The 20,713-nt window shown below is 48.9% G+C and carries 21 protein-coding genes; 11 read left to right on the forward strand and 10 right to left on the reverse strand.

Annotation, left to right across the window (positions count from 1 at the left end):
* Positions 1–78: 78 nt before the first annotated feature.
* The 8 genes from ACWFTY_RS12245 to ACWFTY_RS12280 all read left to right on the forward strand — a co-directional run bounded on the left by ACWFTY_RS12245 (position 79) and on the right by ACWFTY_RS12280 (position 6,054).
* Positions 79–357 carry a hypothetical protein gene (locus ACWFTY_RS12245; protein ID WP_447524500.1) on the forward strand — a complete coding sequence of 93 codons (279 nt, stop codon included), beginning with the start codon at positions 79–81 and terminating at the stop codon, positions 355–357.
* Positions 354–794: a periplasmic heavy metal sensor gene (locus tag ACWFTY_RS12250; RefSeq protein WP_447524501.1), complete on the forward strand. Its 441-nt coding sequence runs from the start codon at positions 354–356 to the stop codon at positions 792–794. The genes ACWFTY_RS12245 and ACWFTY_RS12250 overlap by 4 nt, the downstream gene beginning before the upstream one ends.
* A gap of 20 nt (positions 795–814) precedes the next feature.
* Positions 815–1,387, forward strand: a complete 573-nt coding sequence (locus ACWFTY_RS12255; RefSeq protein WP_447524502.1) for an RNA polymerase sigma factor — start codon at positions 815–817, stop codon at positions 1,385–1,387.
* A 54-nt stretch (positions 1,388–1,441) separates the two neighbouring features.
* Entirely contained in the window at positions 1,442–3,199 is a 1,758-nt protein-coding gene (locus ACWFTY_RS12260; protein WP_447524503.1) for a copper resistance system multicopper oxidase, read from the forward strand.
* Positions 3,196–4,320, forward strand: coding sequence for a copper resistance protein B (locus ACWFTY_RS12265; protein WP_447524504.1), 1,125 nt, complete (start codon positions 3,196–3,198; stop codon positions 4,318–4,320). Before ACWFTY_RS12260 ends, ACWFTY_RS12265 begins: the two co-directional genes overlap by 4 nt.
* A 36-nt stretch (positions 4,321–4,356) precedes the next feature.
* Positions 4,357–4,584, forward strand: a complete 228-nt coding sequence (locus tag ACWFTY_RS12270; RefSeq protein ID WP_447524505.1) for a DUF2933 domain-containing protein — start codon at positions 4,357–4,359, stop codon at positions 4,582–4,584.
* A 203-nt stretch (positions 4,585–4,787) separates the two neighbouring features.
* On the forward strand, positions 4,788–5,297 hold the full coding sequence (locus tag ACWFTY_RS12275; protein ID WP_335656534.1) for a YybH family protein: 510 nt from the start codon (positions 4,788–4,790) through the stop codon (positions 5,295–5,297).
* Between the two features lie 43 nt (positions 5,298–5,340).
* Entirely contained in the window at positions 5,341–6,054 is a 714-nt protein-coding gene (locus ACWFTY_RS12280) for a PepSY domain-containing protein (protein WP_335656535.1), read from the forward strand.
* Positions 6,055–6,164: 110 nt separating this feature from the next.
* Here the strand turns inward: ACWFTY_RS12280 and ACWFTY_RS12285 are convergent, their stop codons facing one another.
* The 3 genes from ACWFTY_RS12285 to ACWFTY_RS12295 form a co-directional block, all read right to left on the reverse strand.
* A complete protein-coding gene (locus tag ACWFTY_RS12285) occupies positions 6,165–6,614 on the reverse strand; it encodes a hypothetical protein (protein WP_447524506.1) in 450 nt (149 codons plus the stop codon).
* 110 nt (positions 6,615–6,724) lie between these two features.
* Complete coding sequence (locus ACWFTY_RS12290; RefSeq protein WP_447524507.1) at positions 6,725–7,366, reverse strand: hypothetical protein; 642 nt, start codon at positions 7,364–7,366, stop codon at positions 6,725–6,727.
* 88 nt (positions 7,367–7,454) lie between these two features.
* Complete coding sequence (locus ACWFTY_RS12295) at positions 7,455–8,090, reverse strand: methyltransferase family protein (protein WP_335656537.1); 636 nt, start codon at positions 8,088–8,090, stop codon at positions 7,455–7,457.
* Positions 8,091–8,474: 384 nt separating this feature from the next.
* On the opposite strand from ACWFTY_RS12295, the gene ACWFTY_RS12300 reads away from it, so the two are divergent.
* The 3 genes from ACWFTY_RS12300 to cls all read left to right on the forward strand — a co-directional run bounded on the left by ACWFTY_RS12300 (position 8,475) and on the right by cls (position 11,849).
* A complete protein-coding gene (locus ACWFTY_RS12300; protein WP_447524508.1) occupies positions 8,475–9,272 on the forward strand; it encodes a universal stress protein in 798 nt (265 codons plus the stop codon).
* A 209-nt stretch (positions 9,273–9,481) separates the two neighbouring features.
* The gene (locus ACWFTY_RS12305; protein ID WP_335656539.1) at positions 9,482–10,258 is read left to right on the forward strand and encodes an alpha/beta fold hydrolase; all 777 of its coding nucleotides are present in this window, start codon (positions 9,482–9,484) and stop codon (positions 10,256–10,258) included.
* A gap of 94 nt (positions 10,259–10,352) precedes the next feature.
* Positions 10,353–11,849, forward strand: coding sequence for a cardiolipin synthase (gene cls, locus ACWFTY_RS12310; RefSeq protein WP_447524509.1), 1,497 nt, complete (start codon positions 10,353–10,355; stop codon positions 11,847–11,849).
* Here cls and mrdA read toward each other — a convergent pair.
* The 7 genes from mrdA to ACWFTY_RS12345 all read right to left on the reverse strand — a co-directional run bounded on the left by mrdA (position 11,833) and on the right by ACWFTY_RS12345 (position 20,626).
* Positions 11,833–13,752, reverse strand: a complete 1,920-nt coding sequence (gene mrdA, locus ACWFTY_RS12315) for a penicillin-binding protein 2 (RefSeq protein ID WP_447524510.1) — start codon at positions 13,750–13,752, stop codon at positions 11,833–11,835. The genes cls and mrdA overlap by 17 nt on opposite strands.
* Positions 13,753–13,849: 97 nt before the next feature.
* Positions 13,850–14,830: a DMT family transporter gene (locus ACWFTY_RS12320; protein WP_447524511.1), complete on the reverse strand. Its 981-nt coding sequence runs from the start codon at positions 14,828–14,830 to the stop codon at positions 13,850–13,852.
* Positions 14,820–15,608, reverse strand: coding sequence for a polyphosphate kinase 2 (gene ppk2 / locus ACWFTY_RS12325; protein WP_447524512.1), 789 nt, complete (start codon positions 15,606–15,608; stop codon positions 14,820–14,822). Before ppk2 ends, ACWFTY_RS12320 begins: the two co-directional genes overlap by 11 nt.
* 43 nt (positions 15,609–15,651) lie before the next feature.
* Positions 15,652–16,425 (reverse strand): DUF47 domain-containing protein, encoded by a 774-nt coding sequence (locus ACWFTY_RS12330; protein WP_447524513.1) that lies wholly within the window; start codon positions 16,423–16,425, stop codon positions 15,652–15,654.
* Between the two features lie 149 nt (positions 16,426–16,574).
* The gene (locus ACWFTY_RS12335; RefSeq protein WP_447524514.1) at positions 16,575–17,834 is read right to left on the reverse strand and encodes an MgtC/SapB family protein; all 1,260 of its coding nucleotides are present in this window, start codon (positions 17,832–17,834) and stop codon (positions 16,575–16,577) included.
* Positions 17,835–17,973: 139 nt separating this feature from the next.
* On the reverse strand, positions 17,974–19,014 hold the full coding sequence (locus ACWFTY_RS12340) for an anion permease (protein ID WP_447524515.1): 1,041 nt from the start codon (positions 19,012–19,014) through the stop codon (positions 17,974–17,976).
* Positions 19,015–19,078: 64 nt separating this feature from the next.
* Positions 19,079–20,626, reverse strand: a complete 1,548-nt coding sequence (locus ACWFTY_RS12345; protein WP_447524516.1) for a CYTH and CHAD domain-containing protein — start codon at positions 20,624–20,626, stop codon at positions 19,079–19,081.
* Positions 20,627–20,713 lie beyond the last annotated feature (87 nt).

The following is a 20,713-nucleotide window of genomic DNA, read 5'->3' on the forward strand; positions in this document are numbered from 1 at the left end:
CCCCTCAAAATTTTATTGAGGGTTTTATCTGCCCCACGCGTAAAGTATCTAGTAACGCGGTTTTGGAAGGAAAGCTGAATGACTGACAAATTTAGTAAAATAATCGAGGAGCTGGGCCATCAAAGGTTACCTGGTATCGGTCCAGATTTCGAGGCTGGAATTTGGTCCCGTGTATCTCAAATCGAAAGCAGACAGCTGGCTAGGGGCCGTAATGGCTTGGCCGCTATCATGCTGGTTACCGCGCTTAGCATCGGCGTGATGAGTGGGGGAGATGAAGCTATGGCGAGCAGTAGCTCCAGTTATTTGAGCGATGGGCCTGACTATTCACCAGCCACATTGCTACATGTTTCACCATGAGAATGGGGCCTTTTCGCATTGCTCTCCTGATTTTTCTGGCACTGGCTGCTGGATTTTTGGGGTCTTTAGCAGCCAATAAATGGTTAGCGCGAAATGGTGAAAGCGCCAGCCTTCATGGTTTTGTTCATCAAGAGCTCCGTCTTTCAGAAACCCAAATGAAAAACCTCGACGAAATGGAGGACAAATTTGCGGTAAAGCGCCGAACTTTGGAGCTATCGCTGCGCGCGGCCAATGGCAAGCTTGCTACCGCTATGGAGGAAGAACACGAATTTGGCCCTAAAGTCGCATTGGCGGTAGAAGATGTGCATGACCGTATGGGGGAGCTACAAAAAGCAACGATCTCGCATGTTTTTGAAATGCGTTCGCTATTATCGCCCAATCAGCAAGCGGCGTTCGACCGTCATGTGAGCGATGCACTTACTGCTGATCAGCAATGAAATTCTTTGAATAATCTGGAATGGATCAGCCAATTTCAGATGAACAGGACGAGGTCCTTGCAAGTAGATCGGCCAAGGGTGATCGAAGAGCGTTTGGAGTCTTGATGCAACGTCATGGGTCGCGCTTGCTTAATATTGCTTTTAGAACCTTGCATCATTCAGACGAAGCGCAAGATGCTGTCCAGGAGGCAATGGCCGCAGCATGGTTCAAAATAGGTCAATTTGACCAGAGCCGCGAGTTGGCTCCATGGCTAACCAGAATTACTCTTAATAAATGTCGTGATCATTTAAGGCGGCGCAAAGTGCGTCGTTTTTTCGAGTTTGGAAGCGGCCAGGAGCACGAACTAGAGACCGCTGACGAAACACCTGATCAATCTTCTGACCTGGAATCACGCCAGATGCTCTCTCTGATGGAAGAAAAAATTGCCACCCTTCCCCATTCTTTAAGAGAGCCTTTCGTTTTGGTGACCTTTGACGAACGCAGTCAGGCCGAAACGGCTGCTCTTCTAGGCATTTCGGAAAAGGCGGTTGAATCGCGAATTTACCGCGCGCGAAATAAATTGCGGGATGCAGCCAAAAGTTTTGAGGGATAAAGCATCTGGGCGCGTAATGAGGTTGAACACAGACCTCTATTCAGGACAGAATTTATGCTTTCCCTCGACCGCAGAAAATTAATTACTTCATCGCTCGCGCTTGGTGGGGCTGCAGGACTATCCGCAGCGATGCCAGGCTGGGCACGCGCTGCCAATGGAGGCACATTAGCCCGCAAAGGCAGTGATGTTCTCTCCGGCGAATACATGAAAATGACCGTAGCTGATGCGGCATTCCAAACTGGCAAGCGCAACGGACCAGCCGTTACCGTAAATGGCACTGTTCCAGGACCGCTTGTGCGTCTCAAAGAGGGTCAGAACCTGGTCGTTGACATGGTCAATGATAGTTCTGAAGGCACTTCCATTCACTGGCACGGATTGCTCGTTCCATTTTTAATGGACGGTGTGCCAGGCGTAACGATGGCAGCGCTCGAACCAGGCAAAACGTTCCGCTATGAATTCCCAATCCGACAGGCAGGCACCTATTGGTGGCATGCTCATACGTTGCAGGAGCCGATGGGGCACTATGGCCCGATAATTATTGATCCTAAAGAGCCGGACGCAGAATATGATCGGGATTATGTAGTAATGCTGTCTGACTGGTCACCCATGAATCCGCACACGATCATGGCCAAACTCAAAAAGGGCGAAGGCTATTTTAATTATAATCAGCGCACGATGACAGATGACTATCCCCTTTCGGCCGATGACCGCCGGATGTGGGCAAAAATGCGGATGATGCCAACCGATATCAGCGATATATCTGCCGTAACCTATACCTATCTTCTCAACGGACATGGTCCTGAAGATGGTCTGGAATATCTTTTCAAGAAGGGCGAACGTGTGCGTTTGCGCTTTATCAACGGGGCTGCTGCCACGTTTTTCAATATCCGTATTCCCGGCCTGCCAATGACCGTCATCTCAGCTGATGGTCAGAATGTGCGGCCTGTCCAGGTGGACGAATTCCAGATTGGCAATGCCGAAACCTATGACGTCATCGTCGAACCTGGAAGCAGCGACGCCTATACAATCGTCGCTGAATCAATGGACCGCTCAGGTATGGGTCTTGCTACGCTCGCAAGTCGCCCAGGCGCACGTGCTGCCGTTCCCCCGCTTCGTGATCCACCGCTGCTTACCATGGAGGATATGGGCATGTCCGGGCACGGTGAAGGTGGAATGGATCATTCGGCACATGGAGCTAGCGGCGCTGTTGCTGGTGCGGCAATGGCCGATATGGATATGTCGGGCGGCATGAATATGCGTGATACGTCCAAATTGCCGCCTTCGGTCAAGGTCGGCCCCGGCGTCGATATGGTCGCAATGAACCCCGTCGATCGCATGGGTGATCCAGGTATCGGTCTCGACAAAGTTGGCCACCGCGTTCTCAACTATAAACAATTGGTAGCCGCCAAACCCAACACAGTCCGAACACCCACACGGATTAAGGAAATTCACCTAACCGGGAACATGGAGCGCTATATGTGGTCCTTTGACGGCAAGAAATTTTCTGCCGTCACAGATGATCCCATCCGCTTCGCGTTCAATGAACGGGTCCGGGTCAAGCTCGTCAATGATACGATGATGGCGCATCCGATCCACTTGCACGGCCATTTCTTCGAACTGGTAAATGGCGCTCAAAGGGACCGTCAGCCACTAAAACACACGGTTATTGTGCAACCAGGCGGCAGCGCCCAATTTGATCTCACGGCGGATGAACCGGGCGATTGGGCGTTTCACTGCCACTTGCTCTATCACATGCATAACGGGATGTTTCAGGTCGTCACCGTGCGCCCGCTGGATGGAGACAAATCATGAAAATGATGCTTGCTCTCCTGCTGTCAAGCGCAGCAATGCCCAATATCGCGTTTGCGCAAAATCATGATGGACATAATATGCCCGCTATGGTTGACCCTGATGAAAAGCCGTTGGCCGACGAACCCGATCCCCATGCAAGCCATAACATGGATGCGGCCCAAACGGCGCAGGATGATGTTCCCGTCAATCATGATGAAATGGATCATGAAGGCCTGCCACATGAAGGCGTCGACGAAGCGGATGCCTCTCAGGATATGCAAATGGATTCCATGAGTGATCCTCAAATGGATCACAGCCAAATGGATCATGGCAAAATGAACCAGCAGTCAGAAGAGGCCGACCCTCATGCCGGTCATGACATGCCATTAGATTTGCCCGTAAATGCGCCGCCACCCCCGGAAGCGTTTGAAGGGCCCACATATGCCGCTGATCAGTTTGTTGGCGCAGAGGCAATGGCCGCTTCACGTGCTGGCGTTGCCCGAGAGGTTAGCGGTACGCCAGTATTCTGGTTTCAAGGTGACCGTCTAGAGTACCGAGCCCGGGAAGGTAAAGACGGTTATTTGTGGGACGTGCAGGGCTATTATGGCGGCGATCTCGAAAAGTTCTGGTTCAAAAGTGAAGGTGAAGGCAGTTTTGGAGAAGCCATCGAGAGCGCAGAAATCCAAGCGCTATATAGCAAGGCAATTGCACCATTTTTCGATTTACAGGCCGGTATTAAACAGGATTTGACAGGTCCCGAACGTACCCACGCGGTGATTGGTATTCAAGGTCTCGCGCCCTATCTTTTCGAAGTCGATGCTGCGCTGTTTCTTTCCAACAAAGGCGATATGACAGCAAGTATCGAAGGCGAGTTGGACCAGAAAATTACCCAGCGCCTGATTTTGCAACCGCGTGCAGAGGTTAGTCTTGCCGCTCAAGACATTCCCGAACTGGGCGTCGGTGCTGGTCTGGACCGGCTGGAAGTGGGGCTGCGGCTGCGCTACGAATTTGCGCGAGAATTTGCGCCCTATATTGGAATTGATCAGGAGTGGAAGATCGGTGGAAGCCGGGACTTTGCATTAGCAGCGGGTGAAGATCCGTCGGTCACTAACTATGTTGTCGGCATCCGTTTCTGGTTCTAGCAGGATTTCAAGTGGTTCCGTTCGAAGGAAAGTTGGATGAAAAATAACGAGCCGGCTACCCGCCGTTTTGCGTTAACGCTCACCTATATTGTCGTTTTTCTCGGCGCTGTAGTCATTGGCGGCTATTTGATGACCCATCAACACCAGGCCCATATCCCTGGCGTATATCTACTCCTTGGCATCGTGCTGCTGGCATGTATTCCGATGTTTCTGTTTATGCGTGGAGGGCGGAATCAGTCATCAAATAAGAACGAGGAAGAATGAATAGGAAAACTGCTTTCTAATGATTGGGTTTCTAAATCACTGGCCGGCGATTCTGATAGTCGCCATGTTTCCAATTTTAACAATCATATATGGGCGGTTTAGTATGCATGAAAGGGGTGAGTTGGAATGCAAACTTGGCAAAACTGCTGGAATGGCCCTGTGCTTTGTTAAAAGACTCGGAACAATAACCAATGGATAAAACTATGAAAATTTTAAATGCAATCTTGCTCGCTCTCGCACCAGCCAGTGCGCTCGCGGCGCAATCAAGCGACACCCAAATTGATAGCAAGACGACCATAATAGAAGCGGAACCTCAAAATTCAACGCGATCCTCTCCAGAAAATGTTCTAACCGCATACCGGGACGCCATTCAAAAGCTTGATGCTTCAAAGATGAAGCCGCTGTTTTCAGAAGAATCTCAAATATTCGAAAATGGTAAGGCTGAAGGAACATTTCTCCATTATCTGGAACATCATCTGGGTCCCGAATTAGGTCATGTGAAAAGCTTTACTTTCACGCAGCCGACAGTCTCATTAACTCAGGTTGAGAATACCGCTTTTGCAACAGAGACTTATGGCTATGTGATAGTTTTGCAGGATGATCGTAAAATCGAGCGCACCGGCATCGCGACGTCGGTGTTAGTTCGTGAAGGCGACAACTGGAAAATTCTGCGGTACCATTCTTCTTCGCGCGCTCCCAAAAAGGCTCAATAAGACCCGACGTCAAGTTATAGTCTGCGATTTATCGGGGGGATAGATGTCGACCAAGATTCACATAAAAGCGAGTAAACTACATAAATGGCTCGCCCTGATCATCGGCGCACAATTGCTGCTCTGGTTCGTTAGCGGTTCTATCATGAGCATCGTACCTATCGGAACCGTACGGAGCGAACATTTGGTATCACGCGAGGTGGAACCAATCAGAAATATCAGCGGGCTCGTTTCTCCTAGAGCTTTAGGGGCAGAAATCAATGGCCCCATACGCTCCTTGCGCTACCGTATGCTGTCGGGCCAACCTGTTGCCGAAGCAATTGATATGGAGGAAAAGACATATCTTTTTGATGGCCTCACGGGTAATCTACGCGGGCCGATTGGGAAGCAGGAAGCCCTCAATATTGCGGAGAAGGCATGGATCGGCAGACAGCCTGATTTTACGTCAGTTGCCAAGATCAATCAAAATTCCATAGAGTATCGGGGCGCTTTGCCCGCATGGCAAGTGAGCACAATTGATGACGTGAGGATTTTCATTCCCTTGGCTACAGGGGAAATTTCTGCTGTCAGGAGTACTACTTGGCGATTTTACGACTTCTTCTGGTCACTTCACATAATGGACTGGAAAAATCATGAAAACTTCAACAGCTGGTGGCTGATAGCCTTTGCATTCGGCGGTGTCGTAATGTCGATGTCGGGTTTGACACTACTCATCAAACGCTGGCCATTGAAACGCCGACGGAGTAAAAATGTTAGCTAGTGTTTGGATAAACAATCAACTCCAACACGATCAACAAAGCCTTGCCATGTCGCCGTGGCAAAAAATGCAGTGATTCATTCGTATCAAGCCTCAACTTGCAATTGCAAGCATCAGACCTCGACAGCATCGCCAAACCCAACAATCAGAACACCCAAAATCACAAGCAGTGCGAAGAGACAGCCGTGCCATCTGTGCTTTGGAAGGAGAAATGCCATTCGAGCAGCGATTGCTGCCTGCAGAGTGTAATATAGCGCGAAGGCGCGAGACGCATAGCTGATAATCTGAAACACATCCGCGCTCCAGGTTAATACCAAACCTATGATTACGAGCAACACATAGCCATTACGCGAGCTAATCCTGCCTTTTGTCAATTCTGCAATCAGACCGCCAGAACCGCTTGTATCGGCTATGGCGGCGCTGAATTGTGCAGCCAACGCCCCGGCTACCAATATCCAGGGCAATATTGGAGAAACAATTCCCATCACGTCAATGATTGCCGTTTCAGTTAGCCGGAATTCTTCATGCTCAAATGACAATGCGAACAACGTGATATAGATCATGTAAATTGCGGCGGCGACCATTTGGGCAAGCTGCATCGATTTAACCCGAACGGCGGCGCTATATTCGTCGCCTAGATACCGTGAGGTCTCAAACCCTCGGACGGTAATAATCAGCCAAAAGCGAGTGTTATGGCCGCCCAGCCGGTCAATTGGGGTGGATGAAGGACCAGAGTTGAACTGACTGCTTTGGCGTAGCAATAATAGCTGAGGCCCAATAACAAACCTGCGATGATAGCAAGTTTAATTGTGACGGCAGCATATTCCATTTTCTCAAGCGCAGAAAACCCGCGCGTATAACCAACTGCCAAAATGATCACAAAAATGACGGAGGAAAGGAGCTTGGCATTCGCAGCACTGTCGAAAGGCGTTAGACTAAGCCCGAATGCACCAAAGAGATTGAGATAATAGGTAACAGATATCATGAAGGCGAAAGCGAGCGCCCAGGAAGCGCCTATTTCCAGCTTCTCTGCGATAAAATCATGAAAGGAAACCGGGGCGTTTCGGACGGCTATATTGAAGCGGATAGCGCTCCCAAAAAGATAGGCTCCAAGGACCAACGCGCCCATCACAAGAGGGGCTTTGCTTCCGTAAGCATAGACCAAGATGGGGGCGAGAACGAGAAACCCGCTACCGATGATTGAAGCCAGTGGAGTAACCGTTGCCCGCCACAAAGAGGATTGCGAAAAACTTCGAGAAAACTGTAACACGCTAGCTAAGATTATAGCTGCGATGATTACAATATTCAGTATCATATCATCATCCGGATATGCGCAGCATATTTATCAGCAGCAAATTCCGCCCAATGCCAATTCCCTCCACCATCAAATGCTGGATTTTATGTCATGAGCCTTGAGAACTTTTCTTCATTTCTTTCCACTGTCCCCAACGCGGAAAGAACATGGGTACTTTAGCTTGATAGACACGGTAGTCATCGCCAAACTTCCGCAGCATATCGCGCTCTTCCTTACGTGCGAGGAAATAGTAAGCAATCATTATAACCGGGAGCAGGCTGATCGAGAATATGGTAGGCCAATGAATGACCCCTTCGCCGAACAAGGCAATGAAAAGGCCAGTATATTGGGGGTGTCTGACAAACTTGTATAGGCCGGTCGTAACCAGCCGGCTTTCCTGACGGGCAAGATAAACTTCTCGCCAGCCTTTGATGAAAAGCCCTATTCCAAAAAATGCAACGATATAGCCCAAGATCATCGCCGCAAACATTCCAGTTTCGCTGAAGTTGAGCATTGTTGACCAGAAGCTGTAACTTACATAATCTCTGTCCAAGCCAAAAAAGCGGATGGCGAGGTAGACCGTCAGCGGAAATCCATACATTTCGGCATATAGCGCGATAATAAATGCTTGCACCAAACCTGCCCCTGCCCATTCGCGCCAACCTTTTGGAGCAAGATATTTGTAGAATATCCAAGAAACTACAATGACCATAATCACGGCCACTCCCCATCCAAACGTACCCATTTTATTCTCCGTTCCAATAATCAGTATATTAGTCTGTCTAGAAGGCTGCCGAATTAGCGCCTAAAAATAGCCCTGTCCGGTCTGCAGACCCCAAGAAATTACCAGCCCGACAGGCGAGCGCTGCCAAGAGTGAATTTCCGGCGGTATCCAATACAGACGCAGGTTTGCTCATTTCGTTACACTGCCGGTGAACAGTTCGATCTTAATGTCCTGGCGCACGTTGCGGTAAAGTTTGGGATATATTTTCTTCCGCTAGTGTTTACACCGCACTTTAGAGAATCTTCGCGGGTTCGTCCGATCCAACGGCAAACTGTAACGTTTTGACGGCACAACCGTCATTATTCTCGTCAAGCCGCCCAATCGCGGCCTGCTGAAAGGACCACTATGAAAACCATTCTTCTACCCATTATCGGCGATTCAGGGATGGAAGGCCGCCTGCAATCGGCATTGGCCCTCGCGCGCGATCAAAAAGCTCATCTGAGCTGCGCGCAAATATTGCCGCTTCCGTACGTACTATGGGCAGGAGAAGCGTCTGGTATGACCTACGGATTAATGCTGCGTGATGCCGAAGGAGCAGCCAAGGACCGTCGAACAGAAATTGAAGCAAAGCTCTCTAAAGAAGGGGCTTCCTGGGATTGGTATGTTCGCACAGGCGATCTAGTTGGCGAATTGATATTGGCAGCAAGACTGGCTGATATCGTCATCGTTGGTAGCGGACCAGGCGATGATGGAAAGCTGAGCCACGTGGCGGCCGATCTATCCGTTCATATCCCCATTCCGGTCTTAACTATTCCTAATGATGCACCAGTCCTCGATCCCACTGGACCAATGATGATTGCCTGGAATGGGTCGGCAGAGGCTGCCAATGCGCTCCGAAATAGTTTGCCGCTGATTTCCAGAGCCTCAAAAGTTCATCTGGTTACGGTTGATGAGGCTTCCTCCGAGTTTCCCGCAGAAGACGCAGGTATATTTTTATCCCGGCATGGAATTCACGCCGAACTGAGAGACCTTGATACGAAAACTTCGATCGAAGAGACTCTAGAATCTGCAGCCCGCGACATTGAAGCATCATGTATAATTATGGGCGCCTATGGCCATTCGCGAACACGCGAAATGATCTTCGGCGGCGTTACCCGGCATATGCTACAGAATAGTGCGATACCGCTTCTCTTGTCTCATTAGGGAACTTCAAGACCAAAATGTCAGTCAGAAATTGATTTGAATCGAGGATGATGTCCCATCAATAATTTGCCTGATCTTTTGGTTGCTAAATCTATCTTGGAGATGTTGGAAGGCACATCTTATGAAAGTGATATGCAGCGTTATTATTTCGCGAAATTGGATACCCGGTAGGCAATATCCTCGGCTCAGCATGGCAGGCTTTGGATACTATGCTCTATAGCGAGAGCCTTGGTGATGAAGGCGCAACCATGGTTTTCTTGCATGGCATCGCGGGCTCAACGCGTTACTGGAGATCGCGCATAGCCCCATTGACGGTTAATCACCGGCTCTTGTTGGTTGATCTGCTCGGCTATGGAAAATCCCCAAAACCATGGACCAAATATACGGTGGATCGCCATGTCGAAGAACTTTATCAGATTGTACACGGCCAAAAAGCAATCACTATCGTTGGGCATTCATTCGGGGCAATAGTCGCAATCGCCTTTTGCGCCCGGTTTCCTCATTTGGTAAAACGTCTGATCCTGTTCAGTATTCCCTATTTCGGCGATAAAGAAGGTGCCATCAAATATTTTAGCGAAAGCCATCTAGCGGAGCGATATGTTACGACCAACATCGCCTTTGCAGCGCTTGCATGTATGGTGACACGTTGGGTGCTGCGCTGGTTTCTCCCCTACGTGCTGCGTGATATGCCGCCTGAAGTCGTTGAGGACCTGACCCGCCACACATGGCGATCGTACACTTCTTCTTTATGGGACGGCGTATATGGCCATGATCTGTTCGCTGATGCTGACAGACTGGATCCTGAATGCGGCGTCTATTGCTTGCATGGGAGCGCAGACACAACCGCTCCACTTTCGGGAGTTCAAAAATTATTGTCCAATCGTTCGCGCTGGAAATTACGGATTTTAGAAAATGGTGACCATCACCCGTTGTTGCGAAATCCACAATGGTGCCTCAACGAGATCATTCTGGCGATGAAGAACTGATCGAGTCTTTTGCGATTTGAGGTTGATCCGTCCGCCAAACGATGCTGCTGGCACAGGCGGTCCAGAATTTTATGCACCAATAATCTAAAGGAAATTGGCACAAAAACATGCTCAGGTGGATAAGACATACGGCGACACAGATCGAACCTGCCAAATGAGTCAGGAAATTATTGATTCTTTGGCAATTGGTTACGTTCTGGTTGAGTGGATGATCCGAATAATCATGCTGATTGTCGTTCCGCTAAGGCGGTCCCCTGGAGCGGCACGTGGTTGGCTGTTTGTCACCTTTTTCATCCCTATTCCGGCACTGATAATTTATCTACTAATCGGCAGGCCTACCTACCCACGATGGCGGCGGAAGCGTTTTGAAAAAGCTCGGCAATTGTTGGCAAACGCAACTGATGAAATCAGCCATTCTAAGTTCTGTTCTCATCCGATTCTACCCGAAACATATGCTCCCGCTGCCAAATTGGTCCAGAATTTGGGACAGTTTCCAATACTGGGCGGTAATAAGATTGATCTTCTTTCAGATTATGACCGCACCGTTGATCAACTCATATCGGATATCAATGGAGCCAATCATCACGTTCATCTTCTCAGTTATATTTTTGCAAACGACCGCACAGGATCAAAAGTGATTGATGCGCTGACAAGAGCGTCCGAACGGGGTGTCGAATGCAGGGTTCTTATTGATGCCTTGGGTTCACGCCGATGGGCGCGCGCCATTCGCAATCGTCTGATGAGCGCAGGCGTCCAAGTAGCACGGGCGTTGCCGGTGACTTTTTTGCGTCGACGTTCTGCCCGTGCTGATCTGCGTAATCACAGAAAAATTGCGATTATTGATGCGTCTATTGGTTATATTGGTTCTCAAAATATCATTGATGCAGAATATGCACCCGGTTTGTTCAACCGCGAGCTTGTTGTGCATGTCGCAGGCCCCGTAGTGCTTGAAATGCAAGCTGTGTTTGCAGCAGATTGGTATCTTGAAACTGGGCAGGTTCTGGATGACGCGGCATATTTTCCGCATCGTCATGGCAAAGGATCGATAATGGCTCAACTGCTGCCTAGCGGGCCGGATTTTCCCGTTACCGGCGCAGGTCGATTGGTTGTGGCCCTAATATATAGCGCGCGGCGGCGCGTCGTTATCACAACCCCCTATTTCATACCGGACGTTGCCTTGGTAGAAGCACTTGAAACTTCAGTTTTACGAGGAGTTGAAGTCAATCTTATACTCTCTAGGGCTTCGGACAACATCTTGGTGGGCCTTGCTCAGCGCTCATATTATGATCAGATGCTGCGTGCAGGCATAACCATCTATCTATATGGTGACGGCTTGCTTCACGCAAAACACATTATGGTAGACGATCTAATATGTGTTGTTGGCTCTACCAATATTGACATCAGATCATTTCAGTTAAACGCCGAAGCCAGTTTGATAATCTACGATGAAAAACTAGCGAGGATGCTGGCCGCGGAACAAAGCAAAAATATCGCAGCGAGTGAGCGACTAAGTCAGGAAGTCTGGAATCAACGCGCCGTGCCAGTCAAACTAGTCCAAAATATTGCGCGACTTGTCAGTCCGTTGCTGTGACGGTTTTGGATGCTTTATATTCTGCCAGCCTTTTAGCCATCCGCTCTTCAATATCTCCGCCCCAATCGGCTTCGAGTTTTAGCAGGGCATCCATTGCTATTTCTTGCTCGTATAAGAACGTCATGACATCGCGCGCAATCGGATAGGCGGATCCCGAGCCGCCGCCATGTTCCACAACGACAGATATTGCATATCGGGGATTTTCGACGGGCGCGAAAGCAACAAAAAGTCCGTGATCGCGGAATTTCCAAGGCAGGCTAGCGTTGGACCGAACGCCCCCTGCCCGTTCTGCCATCGTTATACGCCTTACTTGTGCGGTTCCCGTTTTACCGCCCATCTTCACATCCGGGATAGGCAGCGCGGCGCGGCGCGCTGTGCCTATTTCGCTAACCACATCTCCCATCGCGCTGCGAACAAAAGCAAGATGTTCTGTCGAAATTTCAAGACTTTGAGGTAGCCGCTTGTTCTTGTTGGGTAACAATGAAGGAACGATATTGCGCCCAGAAGCAATTCTGGCGGCCATGATCGCCAGTTGCAGCGGATTGGCAAGCATATACCCCTGACCGATCGTCGTATTGACCGTATCATAGGCTTGCCATTTTCGATTATATTTGCGCTCCTTCCATTGTGCATCAGGTACCGTGCCATAGCTTTGCGATGAGACTGGCAGATCATATTTTAGACCCAGCCCCAGTGTTTTTGCCATCGCCGCTATGGGCTCGATTCCCACTCTAAGAGCCATTTGGTAGAAATAGATATCACAGCTTTGATATATGGCTTTGGCCATGTTGACGGTCCCGTGCCCGCCTCGTTTCCAGCAATGGAAGAAGCTATTGCCAACTTTCAAGCGACCAGTGCAGAAAATCGTTTCATCTGCTCTCACCCCTTCCTTTAGGAGCGCCAATGCGACCATTGGCTTGATTGTTGATCCAGGCGGATAAAGACCGCGAAGGGACTTGTCCCGAAGAGGCACATGATCATCGCCGGACAACATCTGCCATTCATTCTGACTAATACCATCCGAGAAGGTATTGGGATCGAACGAGGGCATAGACGTGATCGTCAAAATCTCCCCCGTTTGGCTATCCAGAACAACAACCGAACCGGATTCCTCGCCCAATCTTCGTGCAGCATAACGCTGGCCATCAATATCTAACGTCAGCTGAATGGACTTGCCTGGGATATCAGGGCGCGCTTCCAGTTCGCGTACAATCTTTCCTCTTGCCGTAACTTCTACCCGCTTAGCTCCTGGTTTTCCCTGCAGCGCTGCCTCAAATTTCTTTTCTAGCCCATCCTTGCCAATTTTGTACCCCGGCGTGACCAGAATAGGTGAAGGATCTTGTTCATATTCTTCAGCCGATGGCGTGCCAACATAGCCGACAAGATGCCCGACGGCCGCTCCAGGTGGATAATTTCTTGAAAAGCCGCGACTAGCTGAAACTCCGGGTAAGTCTGGCAAGCGGACAGTCACTGCAGCGAAGCTGTCCAAATCAAGACCTGAGGCAATATGAATTGGCTGAAAATTATTTGTCTTTGCCAATTGAGTGTTTATTCGCCTGACCTCTTCGGTATCCAGCCTCAACAATTTGCTAAGCGTTGCGATCGTCGTTTCCTTGTCCTTCACGCGACTGGGATTTAAATCGACACGAAAATCGGCTTTATTGTTTGCGATAGGCTTTTCGTTGCGATCTAAAAGCCAACCTCTGCGCGGCGGTATGAGCGTAAAATTTACACGGTTGCTCTCTGACAGTAATTTGAAACGGCTATTTTCGACAACGGAGATATAGCCCATGCGGGCTAGGAGAATGGCGCCTATGCCTAATGAGGCACCGCCCAGTAGAGTAGCGCGCCGCGAAAATGTGAGCGATTGAACGCTCCCTGTCATTGTTTTGGTATTTTTCATACTAGCAGTCGCCAATAACCGGGTTTCAGGCAGAAAAAATAGTTCTGAAAAGCAGCGCTCCAACCCAGCACCCTGGATGAATGGCCAGTTATGTCTGTCATGTTATCGATCGTTTCTGGGCTGATCCCAGCATGAAGCTCATTGAAACACCTACTATAGTTAGAGCAATCCCAATCCATTGGAGAAAAGCGATACGCTCTCCGAAAAATACAACTCCCAGTGCCAAGCCAAAAATCGGGATGAAAAAGCTGAAACTATTGGCTTGGTTTAAGGACGTCTTTTCGAGGATAGAAAACCACATCCAGTAGACCAACGAAGTACCAAAAACACTGAGAATTCCGAGTATCGATATGAATTGGTATGACCATTTTACAGCTGTTGGATCTTCAAAAACCAATGCTGCGATAGCAAGGGGAATACTGCCGATAAGAAGCTGCAGACCCATCGCCATCAATGCATCGACTGACCCAGCTAGTTTTTTAATCCAGACATTGCTAATCGTAATGCCCAGGGCAGCGAGAATAATATAGGCTACGCCAATCGCATAGCTATTATTCTCGCTGGAAAGATATCCTGGCAACGCTATGAATATAATTCCGCTAAAACCCAACAACATGCCCAACACGCCTAGACGCGTCAGTCGCTCCTTCAATATAAAGACTGCGAGAATTGCAGCTAGTAAAGGCTGTGCATTTGAAATTACCGTCGCAATACCCGGAGAGACAAATTCCGCTGCGTGAAACATCCCCAAAAAGCCGAAACTGGTTGCTCCAATCCCCACTATGGCGATGATTTTCCAGTCATTCCAATTTTGTGGCAATGGCTGCCGCAAAGCGAACGCTAGTATAATCAAAACCAAACCGGACAGGATCGCGCGAAAGGCAGCAAATGTAAGATGCGGGGCAAATTCTATACCCCAGGATATGAAGGGAAAGCATATTGCCCAAAGAAGCATCACTATTATGATCTGCAAAACAATGGATATGCTCACGATGGAACTCGCGTCCAAGGAAAAATCCGCAACGTGTTTTGGCAGAAATTTATCCCATCCGGACCATTGAGTGCCATCACGACGCAATGATTTTATTTTGCAGATATATCTCATCAAACGGAAAGACTATTTCAGCGTCAGGTTGCTCAGCGTGCTTATCCTTGTCCGGGCAATCAACGAGCGACATCAGGTGGCCAATAATATTCAATCGTGCCGTTTTTTTATCATCCGCTTTGACCACGAACCATGGTGATATTTCAGTATGGGTCCGGCGGAACATCGCATCGCGCGCTTCGCTATAATCGTCCCAATGTTCAATGGCGACTTCATCTATTGGGCTAATTTTCCACTGCTTTAAAGGATCTACCCGACGATCACGCAGGCGCCGTTCCTGCTCGTCTTTTGAGATATCTAGATAATATTTGTAGATTTGCATCCCGGACCCGATCAGCATCTGCTCAAAAGGAACTACTGATTTCATAAAATTCTCATATTCCGTTTCGCTGCAAAAGCCCATGACGCGTTCGACGCCGGCCCGGTTGTACCAACTTCGATTCATCAAAACCATTTCCTGGCTCGATGGAAGATGAGCTACATATCTCTCGAAATACCAGGAACGAAGTTCTCTGTCCGAAGGCTTGCCCAATGCCACAACGCGCGTTTCACGCGGACTCAAATGCTCGGTTATCCGTTTAATCACGCCGTCCTTGCCTGCCGCATCCCGACCTTCAAAAATAATCAAAATCTGGAGATCATTTTTGATCAGATGTCGTTGCAACTTGACCAATTCCAACTGCAGGCGTTGCAAAGCGGCCTTATAGTTTTCTTTGCCGATCCCTTTGGTCTTTTTTTCCTTTTTACTCATCTTGTCACCTTTCCAAAAATCATCTCAATTTGCACAGAAATGGTCACGCTGTTTTTACGATTATGTTGTGCAGAATATCGCCGGCATGGGCGAAATGGTCGGATGCGTTTGACAAATGGCGATAGATTTCCCGCCGCTTCAAAACTTCCATTACATAGGCCAAACCGCTAGCCACTGCCCTGCAATCGGCCTCCTCCAAAGGATCCAATAGATGCAAAAACTCATCTTGATTGCTGGATTGTTCTGCCCGGGGTTTGGCGGAATAGTATTTTGCATCGAACAACTGAGAAAGCGCGTTGCGATATAGTTTTTCAACCTGTCTTTCCACTTTTTGAACGGCCGCAGCGCTTTGTTCGGCCAAGCTAGGGTCCTTTTTCAAAGTGGCGAAACCGCTTTGAAGCTTTTGCGCACTGGATTGAAGAAGCTTCGCCATTTCGAGCATTTGGGCATCGGGTTCGATCCCAAGAATCTCCATTTCCCGCACGGTCGTCTTGGCATAATTTAAACCCTCATCGATCGAGGTGATCGCCCGATAAATGTCCTCGCGATCAAACGGCGTTGAAAAAGAGCGGTTAAGGGTATCTATGTTTCTTATTTTCAAAATATCCCCTTCGTGCTCCAGTCTCCGCACATCATTGGCTCGTTTCTGCTCTCCTGTTTGCATATAGGCGGCCAGCATTTCCATTGCCTGCACAACGACATCACATTGATCATTAAGCATTGAATAGAAGTCCGGCGTTCGCGGGAACACGGAGTTTATAATTTTCGAGAGGCGCGAAATCCGTTTTGTTTTTGTGCTTTCAGTTTCAGATTGCATAGCCTGTCCAATCGTTGCTGGCTTGACTAAGCCAAGTTGCCCCGTCTCGTGGCTTTTTCGTTGTTGGCGGAAAGCCGTGCCCTGGTCGCGTATATAGCTGGCATTCGGCCAGCTTTACCCGATATTGCCAACGGCATGCCTTATTCGGTTCAGATATAAACATTGATCAGAACTCCTGCCGAGATACCAAATACCAAAGCCAGATAACCGGTTAAAATGGGGCGTCGTAGTTTCTTGTCGGCAAACACAAAAACTATCCCAAGTTTGAAAATAAGGTTGGCGAAGAAGGCCAATATGATTGCGTAAACGGCAATATTGGGATCAAGAATATTATCCGACACGAGTTTCAGGTTTGAAACTGTTATGGCGTCAATATCGGTCAATCCTGATAGGAAGGACACTAGGAAAACACCGGCTTCTGCAAAGACATCATTCATCCAGGCGACAAGAAATAATATCCCGGCAAAGCTAAGTGCAAAGATCCCCGCGCTCACGATTTCCGCTGGATTTCGTGTTGATACTGCCGGTAAGGGCTCCTTTGAATCTTCAATCCTGCGATACGACCACAAAACGAACAGACTGCCCGCCACCCCGCCCCCTATCAGCCATGGCAGCATGAGAGGCATCAGCATAAACTCCAGTAAGCCCACGATAATTCCAATGCGAACGAGCTGAACCAGGTGGGACAATAATATAATGGTTGCTGCAATGTTGGAGAACCCGGCCTGTTCCTTGCTATATTTAGCATAGACAAGGGTCGTTGCCGTCGTTGAAGCCATGCCTCCCAAAATCCCGGCAATTGCGATGCCCGACTTATGCCCAAATATTTTAAGTGCGAGATAACCCAATAAGCTAAGCCCGCTAATGAGGACCACCAGCCAACCGATTTGATAGGGGTTAAATACCTCGTAAGGGCCGTAATTGTTGTTCGGTAATATTGGCAATAAGATAACCGCGATCGCTGCGAATTGGAAAAACGATATTATTTCCTGTTTGGTCAACCTTTGCGGTACCTCTCGCAATTCTTTACGGAAATAGAGCAACGCAGTCATTGTCACAGCAATCGCGGCGGGCAACAACGGATGGCCAATCCATAAAATATAACCCAGTATAAAGGTAATTAGCGCAGCGATTACCGTCGTGGTATCTGGCTCTTCAGACCGGGATTTTATTTGGGCGATCATCAGACAGGCGGCGACAAGCATCAAAAGCGTCCAGGCGCCAATCTGAGAATCAGTTTGCGCCCAGATATAGCCGCCCAGCGAACCAGCAAGTGCGATTAATGTGAAAGTCCGTAGCCCTGCGATGGAATTTTCATGGCGCTGTCTCTCCAATCCGACCAAAAAGCCAAGGGCCAGGCTTTGGCCAAAGAGCATCAGATGAGAAATTTGAGGGGCATCGTTAATCATCTTTGACTAATTTCCCAAAAGCCCCGTTGAGAAACACAGATGTGCTGTCTTAGACGCGAGCTTTGCCAGAAGTCCATTGGGCCAATCGCGCAAAATGCTACTTTTCCGGATTTGGGAGCCTGCCATATATGGTTTTCCATCAAAAAAACTTTCCAGCCAATTGGATCAATCCGTAAATGGCAATGGAAACGCTCGCAGCGCCAGGTATCGTGATCAACCATGTCCCGAAGATATGCTTTGCAGTGCCCCAGTGAACTGACTTCGGCCGCTCTGATGTGCCAACGCCCATAATTGCAGTGCTGACCACCTGGGTGGTGGAAACAGGCGCTCCGAGAGCAGATGCCGCCAAAATCACGCCAGCTGACGTCAATTGTGCATCCAACGCGTGGATTGGCCGAACTTTGTAGATCCCGAAACCCAGCGTACGCACAATGCGCCAACCGCCTGTCAGCGTGCCTATTGTGATCGCTGTTGCGCTCGCCAAAATAACCCAAAACGGCACATAGAACTGCCCGCTGACGCCGCCCAGGACCAGGATCATGGCAATCACACCCATGCCTTTCTGGGCATCATTTGTTCCATGAGAAAAGGCCAGAGCCGCCGTTGTCAGCCATTGAAAGGCGCGAAGATATTTATTGGCCGATGGCTTAGCGGCCCGCAAGGCGAAGACCATGATGCGGTGTAATAGGCCGCCCAGGAAAAACCCCAGAATGGGTGAAAGAAACAAAGCTCCCACTATCTTGGCGACACCCTTGAGATGAAAGCCGTCAGTTAGCTCAAAACCCCAGACGACATGGCCTGGACCCGCAGCGACAATTACCACCCCTACGAGACCTCCCACAAGAGCTTGGGAAGAGGAGACGGGAAGTCCAAACCACCAGGTTAGAAAATTCCAGATAATCGCACCGCCCAGACCTGATAGTATGACAGTCAGTGAAATAATATTCCCAAGATCGGAAACATCAACAAAGCTGCCTATCGTATTGGCCACCGCAGTTCCTCCAATGATCGGACCAAGAAAAGTGAACGAGGACACTAGAATAATTGCCTGTATTGGCGTCATTGCATGCGAGGCAATTGCCGTAGCCAACATGTTGGCAGCGTCTTGCATTCCGTTAGAATAATCAAACAACAGAGCAATGAAGACGCCCAAAATGACAAGGACCATCACACCGCTCATAGCGGAGCCTCATTTTGATATCGTTTGAACCGGCCTGCCCTCGCGTTCCGATTCTGCATCGGTATCATTTTCTATCCCAGAAAGCTTTGGTATCGAGGAACCGGTTTACATCCTTGAAGAGCTTTTTTTCGGTAAATTTAGCTTCGCGTTGGTGCCATCCGATGACAATGCCAGCGGTATAAAACCATGCTGGCGTGGCAGCATTGGGTTCCGCACTCAGCATTTTCTCGACGAGCAGTTCCGCAGCCAGGACATCATTCAAATAACCCATCCGACTTTGAATGGGACTAAGCGTTTTCTGAAATTTCAGAACTTGCTTATCTGGATAAATATTAGCAGAAAAATCAATGGTATAACGCAGTTTCTTCATAACTAATCTTAGATTATGCCGCTCTTCCTCAGACATTTTCTTAAGCTTTTGACAGTTTTTGCGCACAATTCTATTCTGCTTCTTCAGTTGCTTTACGCAAAATTTTCTCGCCGCCGCTGACAGGTCCATTGCTTTTGGAGAGGGTGCGCTATCCCGCCAGATGTCGCTATAAAGCCATGTACTAAGCCCTAGAATAAACTCCGTATAGCGCGCGGAATTGATTGCGCTGCGGGCTTGTTTGCGATGAAGAACTCTTTCATTCTCGACAGCCGACAAAAGCAGTTCAAATCCGATGGCCGGTCTGGGAATTTTGGCGACCGGTGCTACAAATTCATCGATGAAAACATCCCAGCTGCGCGCTGCCGATAGCTCATCCCTAAGCCATTTTGCTTCGGTCATGATCCAATCATATTTTTCTGGCGCAATATTGGACTGAAAAATCTCCAAGCCTGCATGCAAACGCCGCAAGGCAACCCGCATTTGATGGATGCCCTCGGCATCGTCCAGCAGAACCGACGCTTCATTGGCTTGCAGATAGCTGATTGTCTGCTGAAGATTGTCGACAAACGCCTGTTCTCCAGTGAAGCTTTTCAACAGCTTAAACTGCTGCCATTTTTGAGCGCGTGGCTCTTCCTTGGACAACAATGAATAGCCACGCGCTGCTTTGCTCACAGTGCTGGTCCGGAACGGGACTGTCTGATTAATAGTTGCCGCAAGTTCAAATATGCGAGCGGCTGAACCGCTTAAAAGTTCGAGCTCGAATTCACAAATTGGCTGGGCTGCTTCGCCTGCGGTGACTTCGCCGACATCGATGTCGAGCGACACTGTCGTACCATCTTCAAATTTGAGTTTACGGGACTGCCGCCTAACAACGGATTGGAAAACAGCTTGTAGATTGTCATCGGCCAATCGTTTTAACTTGGTCCGGATTTTCTTATTTTCAAGAAGATCAATTTGTGGGATTTGATCCGGCAATTCAGCCTCCCATTCTGTTCTCCCCATGATGGCGCCCAGAGGTTCGCTCTGCCGTTTCAGGCACTGGGTATAAGTCTTGCCGATTTTGCGAACACGCAATGAATAGCCGTGCTTGTGCAGAGCATGATCGGGCGTATCAAAATATGTCGTTGTCAGAACGCGAGAAACTGCCTTATTGACTGCCAGATCGGTAATGGCACAAAGACTTTTTAACTGCTCCAGCTGTTCGGCCTTGAAAACCCCTTTTAATTCCATTTCATTGTTCATTGACACTGGTTCTTTCCTTTGCGGTAAAGAGGTTCTTCGGGATTCCGCGGTCGCTAGTTAAATTGCAGGCCAACGCAACTAATGCTT

This window comes from Parasphingorhabdus sp. NYA22, assembly GCF_976973735.1.

Coding starts and splice junctions, on each gene's coding strand:
- ACWFTY_RS12245 (WP_447524500.1), top strand. CDS start 79: ATGACTGACAAATTTAGTAAAATAATCGAGGAGCTGGGCCATCAAAGG.
- ACWFTY_RS12250 (WP_447524501.1), top strand. CDS start 354: ATGAGAATGGGGCCTTTTCGCATTGCTCTCCTGATTTTTCTGGCACTG.
- ACWFTY_RS12255 (WP_447524502.1), top strand. CDS start 815: ATGGATCAGCCAATTTCAGATGAACAGGACGAGGTCCTTGCAAGTAGA.
- ACWFTY_RS12260 (WP_447524503.1), top strand. CDS start 1,442: ATGCTTTCCCTCGACCGCAGAAAATTAATTACTTCATCGCTCGCGCTT.
- ACWFTY_RS12265 (WP_447524504.1), top strand. CDS start 3,196: ATGAAAATGATGCTTGCTCTCCTGCTGTCAAGCGCAGCAATGCCCAAT.
- ACWFTY_RS12270 (WP_447524505.1), top strand. CDS start 4,357: ATGAAAAATAACGAGCCGGCTACCCGCCGTTTTGCGTTAACGCTCACC.
- ACWFTY_RS12275 (WP_335656534.1), top strand. CDS start 4,788: ATGAAAATTTTAAATGCAATCTTGCTCGCTCTCGCACCAGCCAGTGCG.
- ACWFTY_RS12280 (WP_335656535.1), top strand. CDS start 5,341: ATGTCGACCAAGATTCACATAAAAGCGAGTAAACTACATAAATGGCTC.
- ACWFTY_RS12285 (WP_447524506.1), bottom strand. CDS start 6,614: ATGATCTATATCACGTTGTTCGCATTGTCATTTGAGCATGAAGAATTC.
- ACWFTY_RS12290 (WP_447524507.1), bottom strand. CDS start 7,366: ATGATACTGAATATTGTAATCATCGCAGCTATAATCTTAGCTAGCGTG.
- ACWFTY_RS12295 (WP_335656537.1), bottom strand. CDS start 8,090: ATGGGTACGTTTGGATGGGGAGTGGCCGTGATTATGGTCATTGTAGTT.
- ACWFTY_RS12300 (WP_447524508.1), top strand. CDS start 8,475: ATGAAAACCATTCTTCTACCCATTATCGGCGATTCAGGGATGGAAGGC.
- ACWFTY_RS12305 (WP_335656539.1), top strand. CDS start 9,482: ATGCTCTATAGCGAGAGCCTTGGTGATGAAGGCGCAACCATGGTTTTC.
- mrdA (WP_447524510.1), bottom strand. CDS start 13,752: ATGAAAAATACCAAAACAATGACAGGGAGCGTTCAATCGCTCACATTT.
- ppk2 (WP_447524512.1), bottom strand. CDS start 15,608: ATGAGTAAAAAGGAAAAAAAGACCAAAGGGATCGGCAAAGAAAACTAT.
- ACWFTY_RS12330 (WP_447524513.1), bottom strand. CDS start 16,425: ATGCAATCTGAAACTGAAAGCACAAAAACAAAACGGATTTCGCGCCTC.
- ACWFTY_RS12335 (WP_447524514.1), bottom strand. CDS start 17,834: ATGATTAACGATGCCCCTCAAATTTCTCATCTGATGCTCTTTGGCCAA.
- ACWFTY_RS12340 (WP_447524515.1), bottom strand. CDS start 19,014: ATGAGCGGTGTGATGGTCCTTGTCATTTTGGGCGTCTTCATTGCTCTG.
- ACWFTY_RS12345 (WP_447524516.1), bottom strand. CDS start 20,626: ATGAACAATGAAATGGAATTAAAAGGGGTTTTCAAGGCCGAACAGCTG.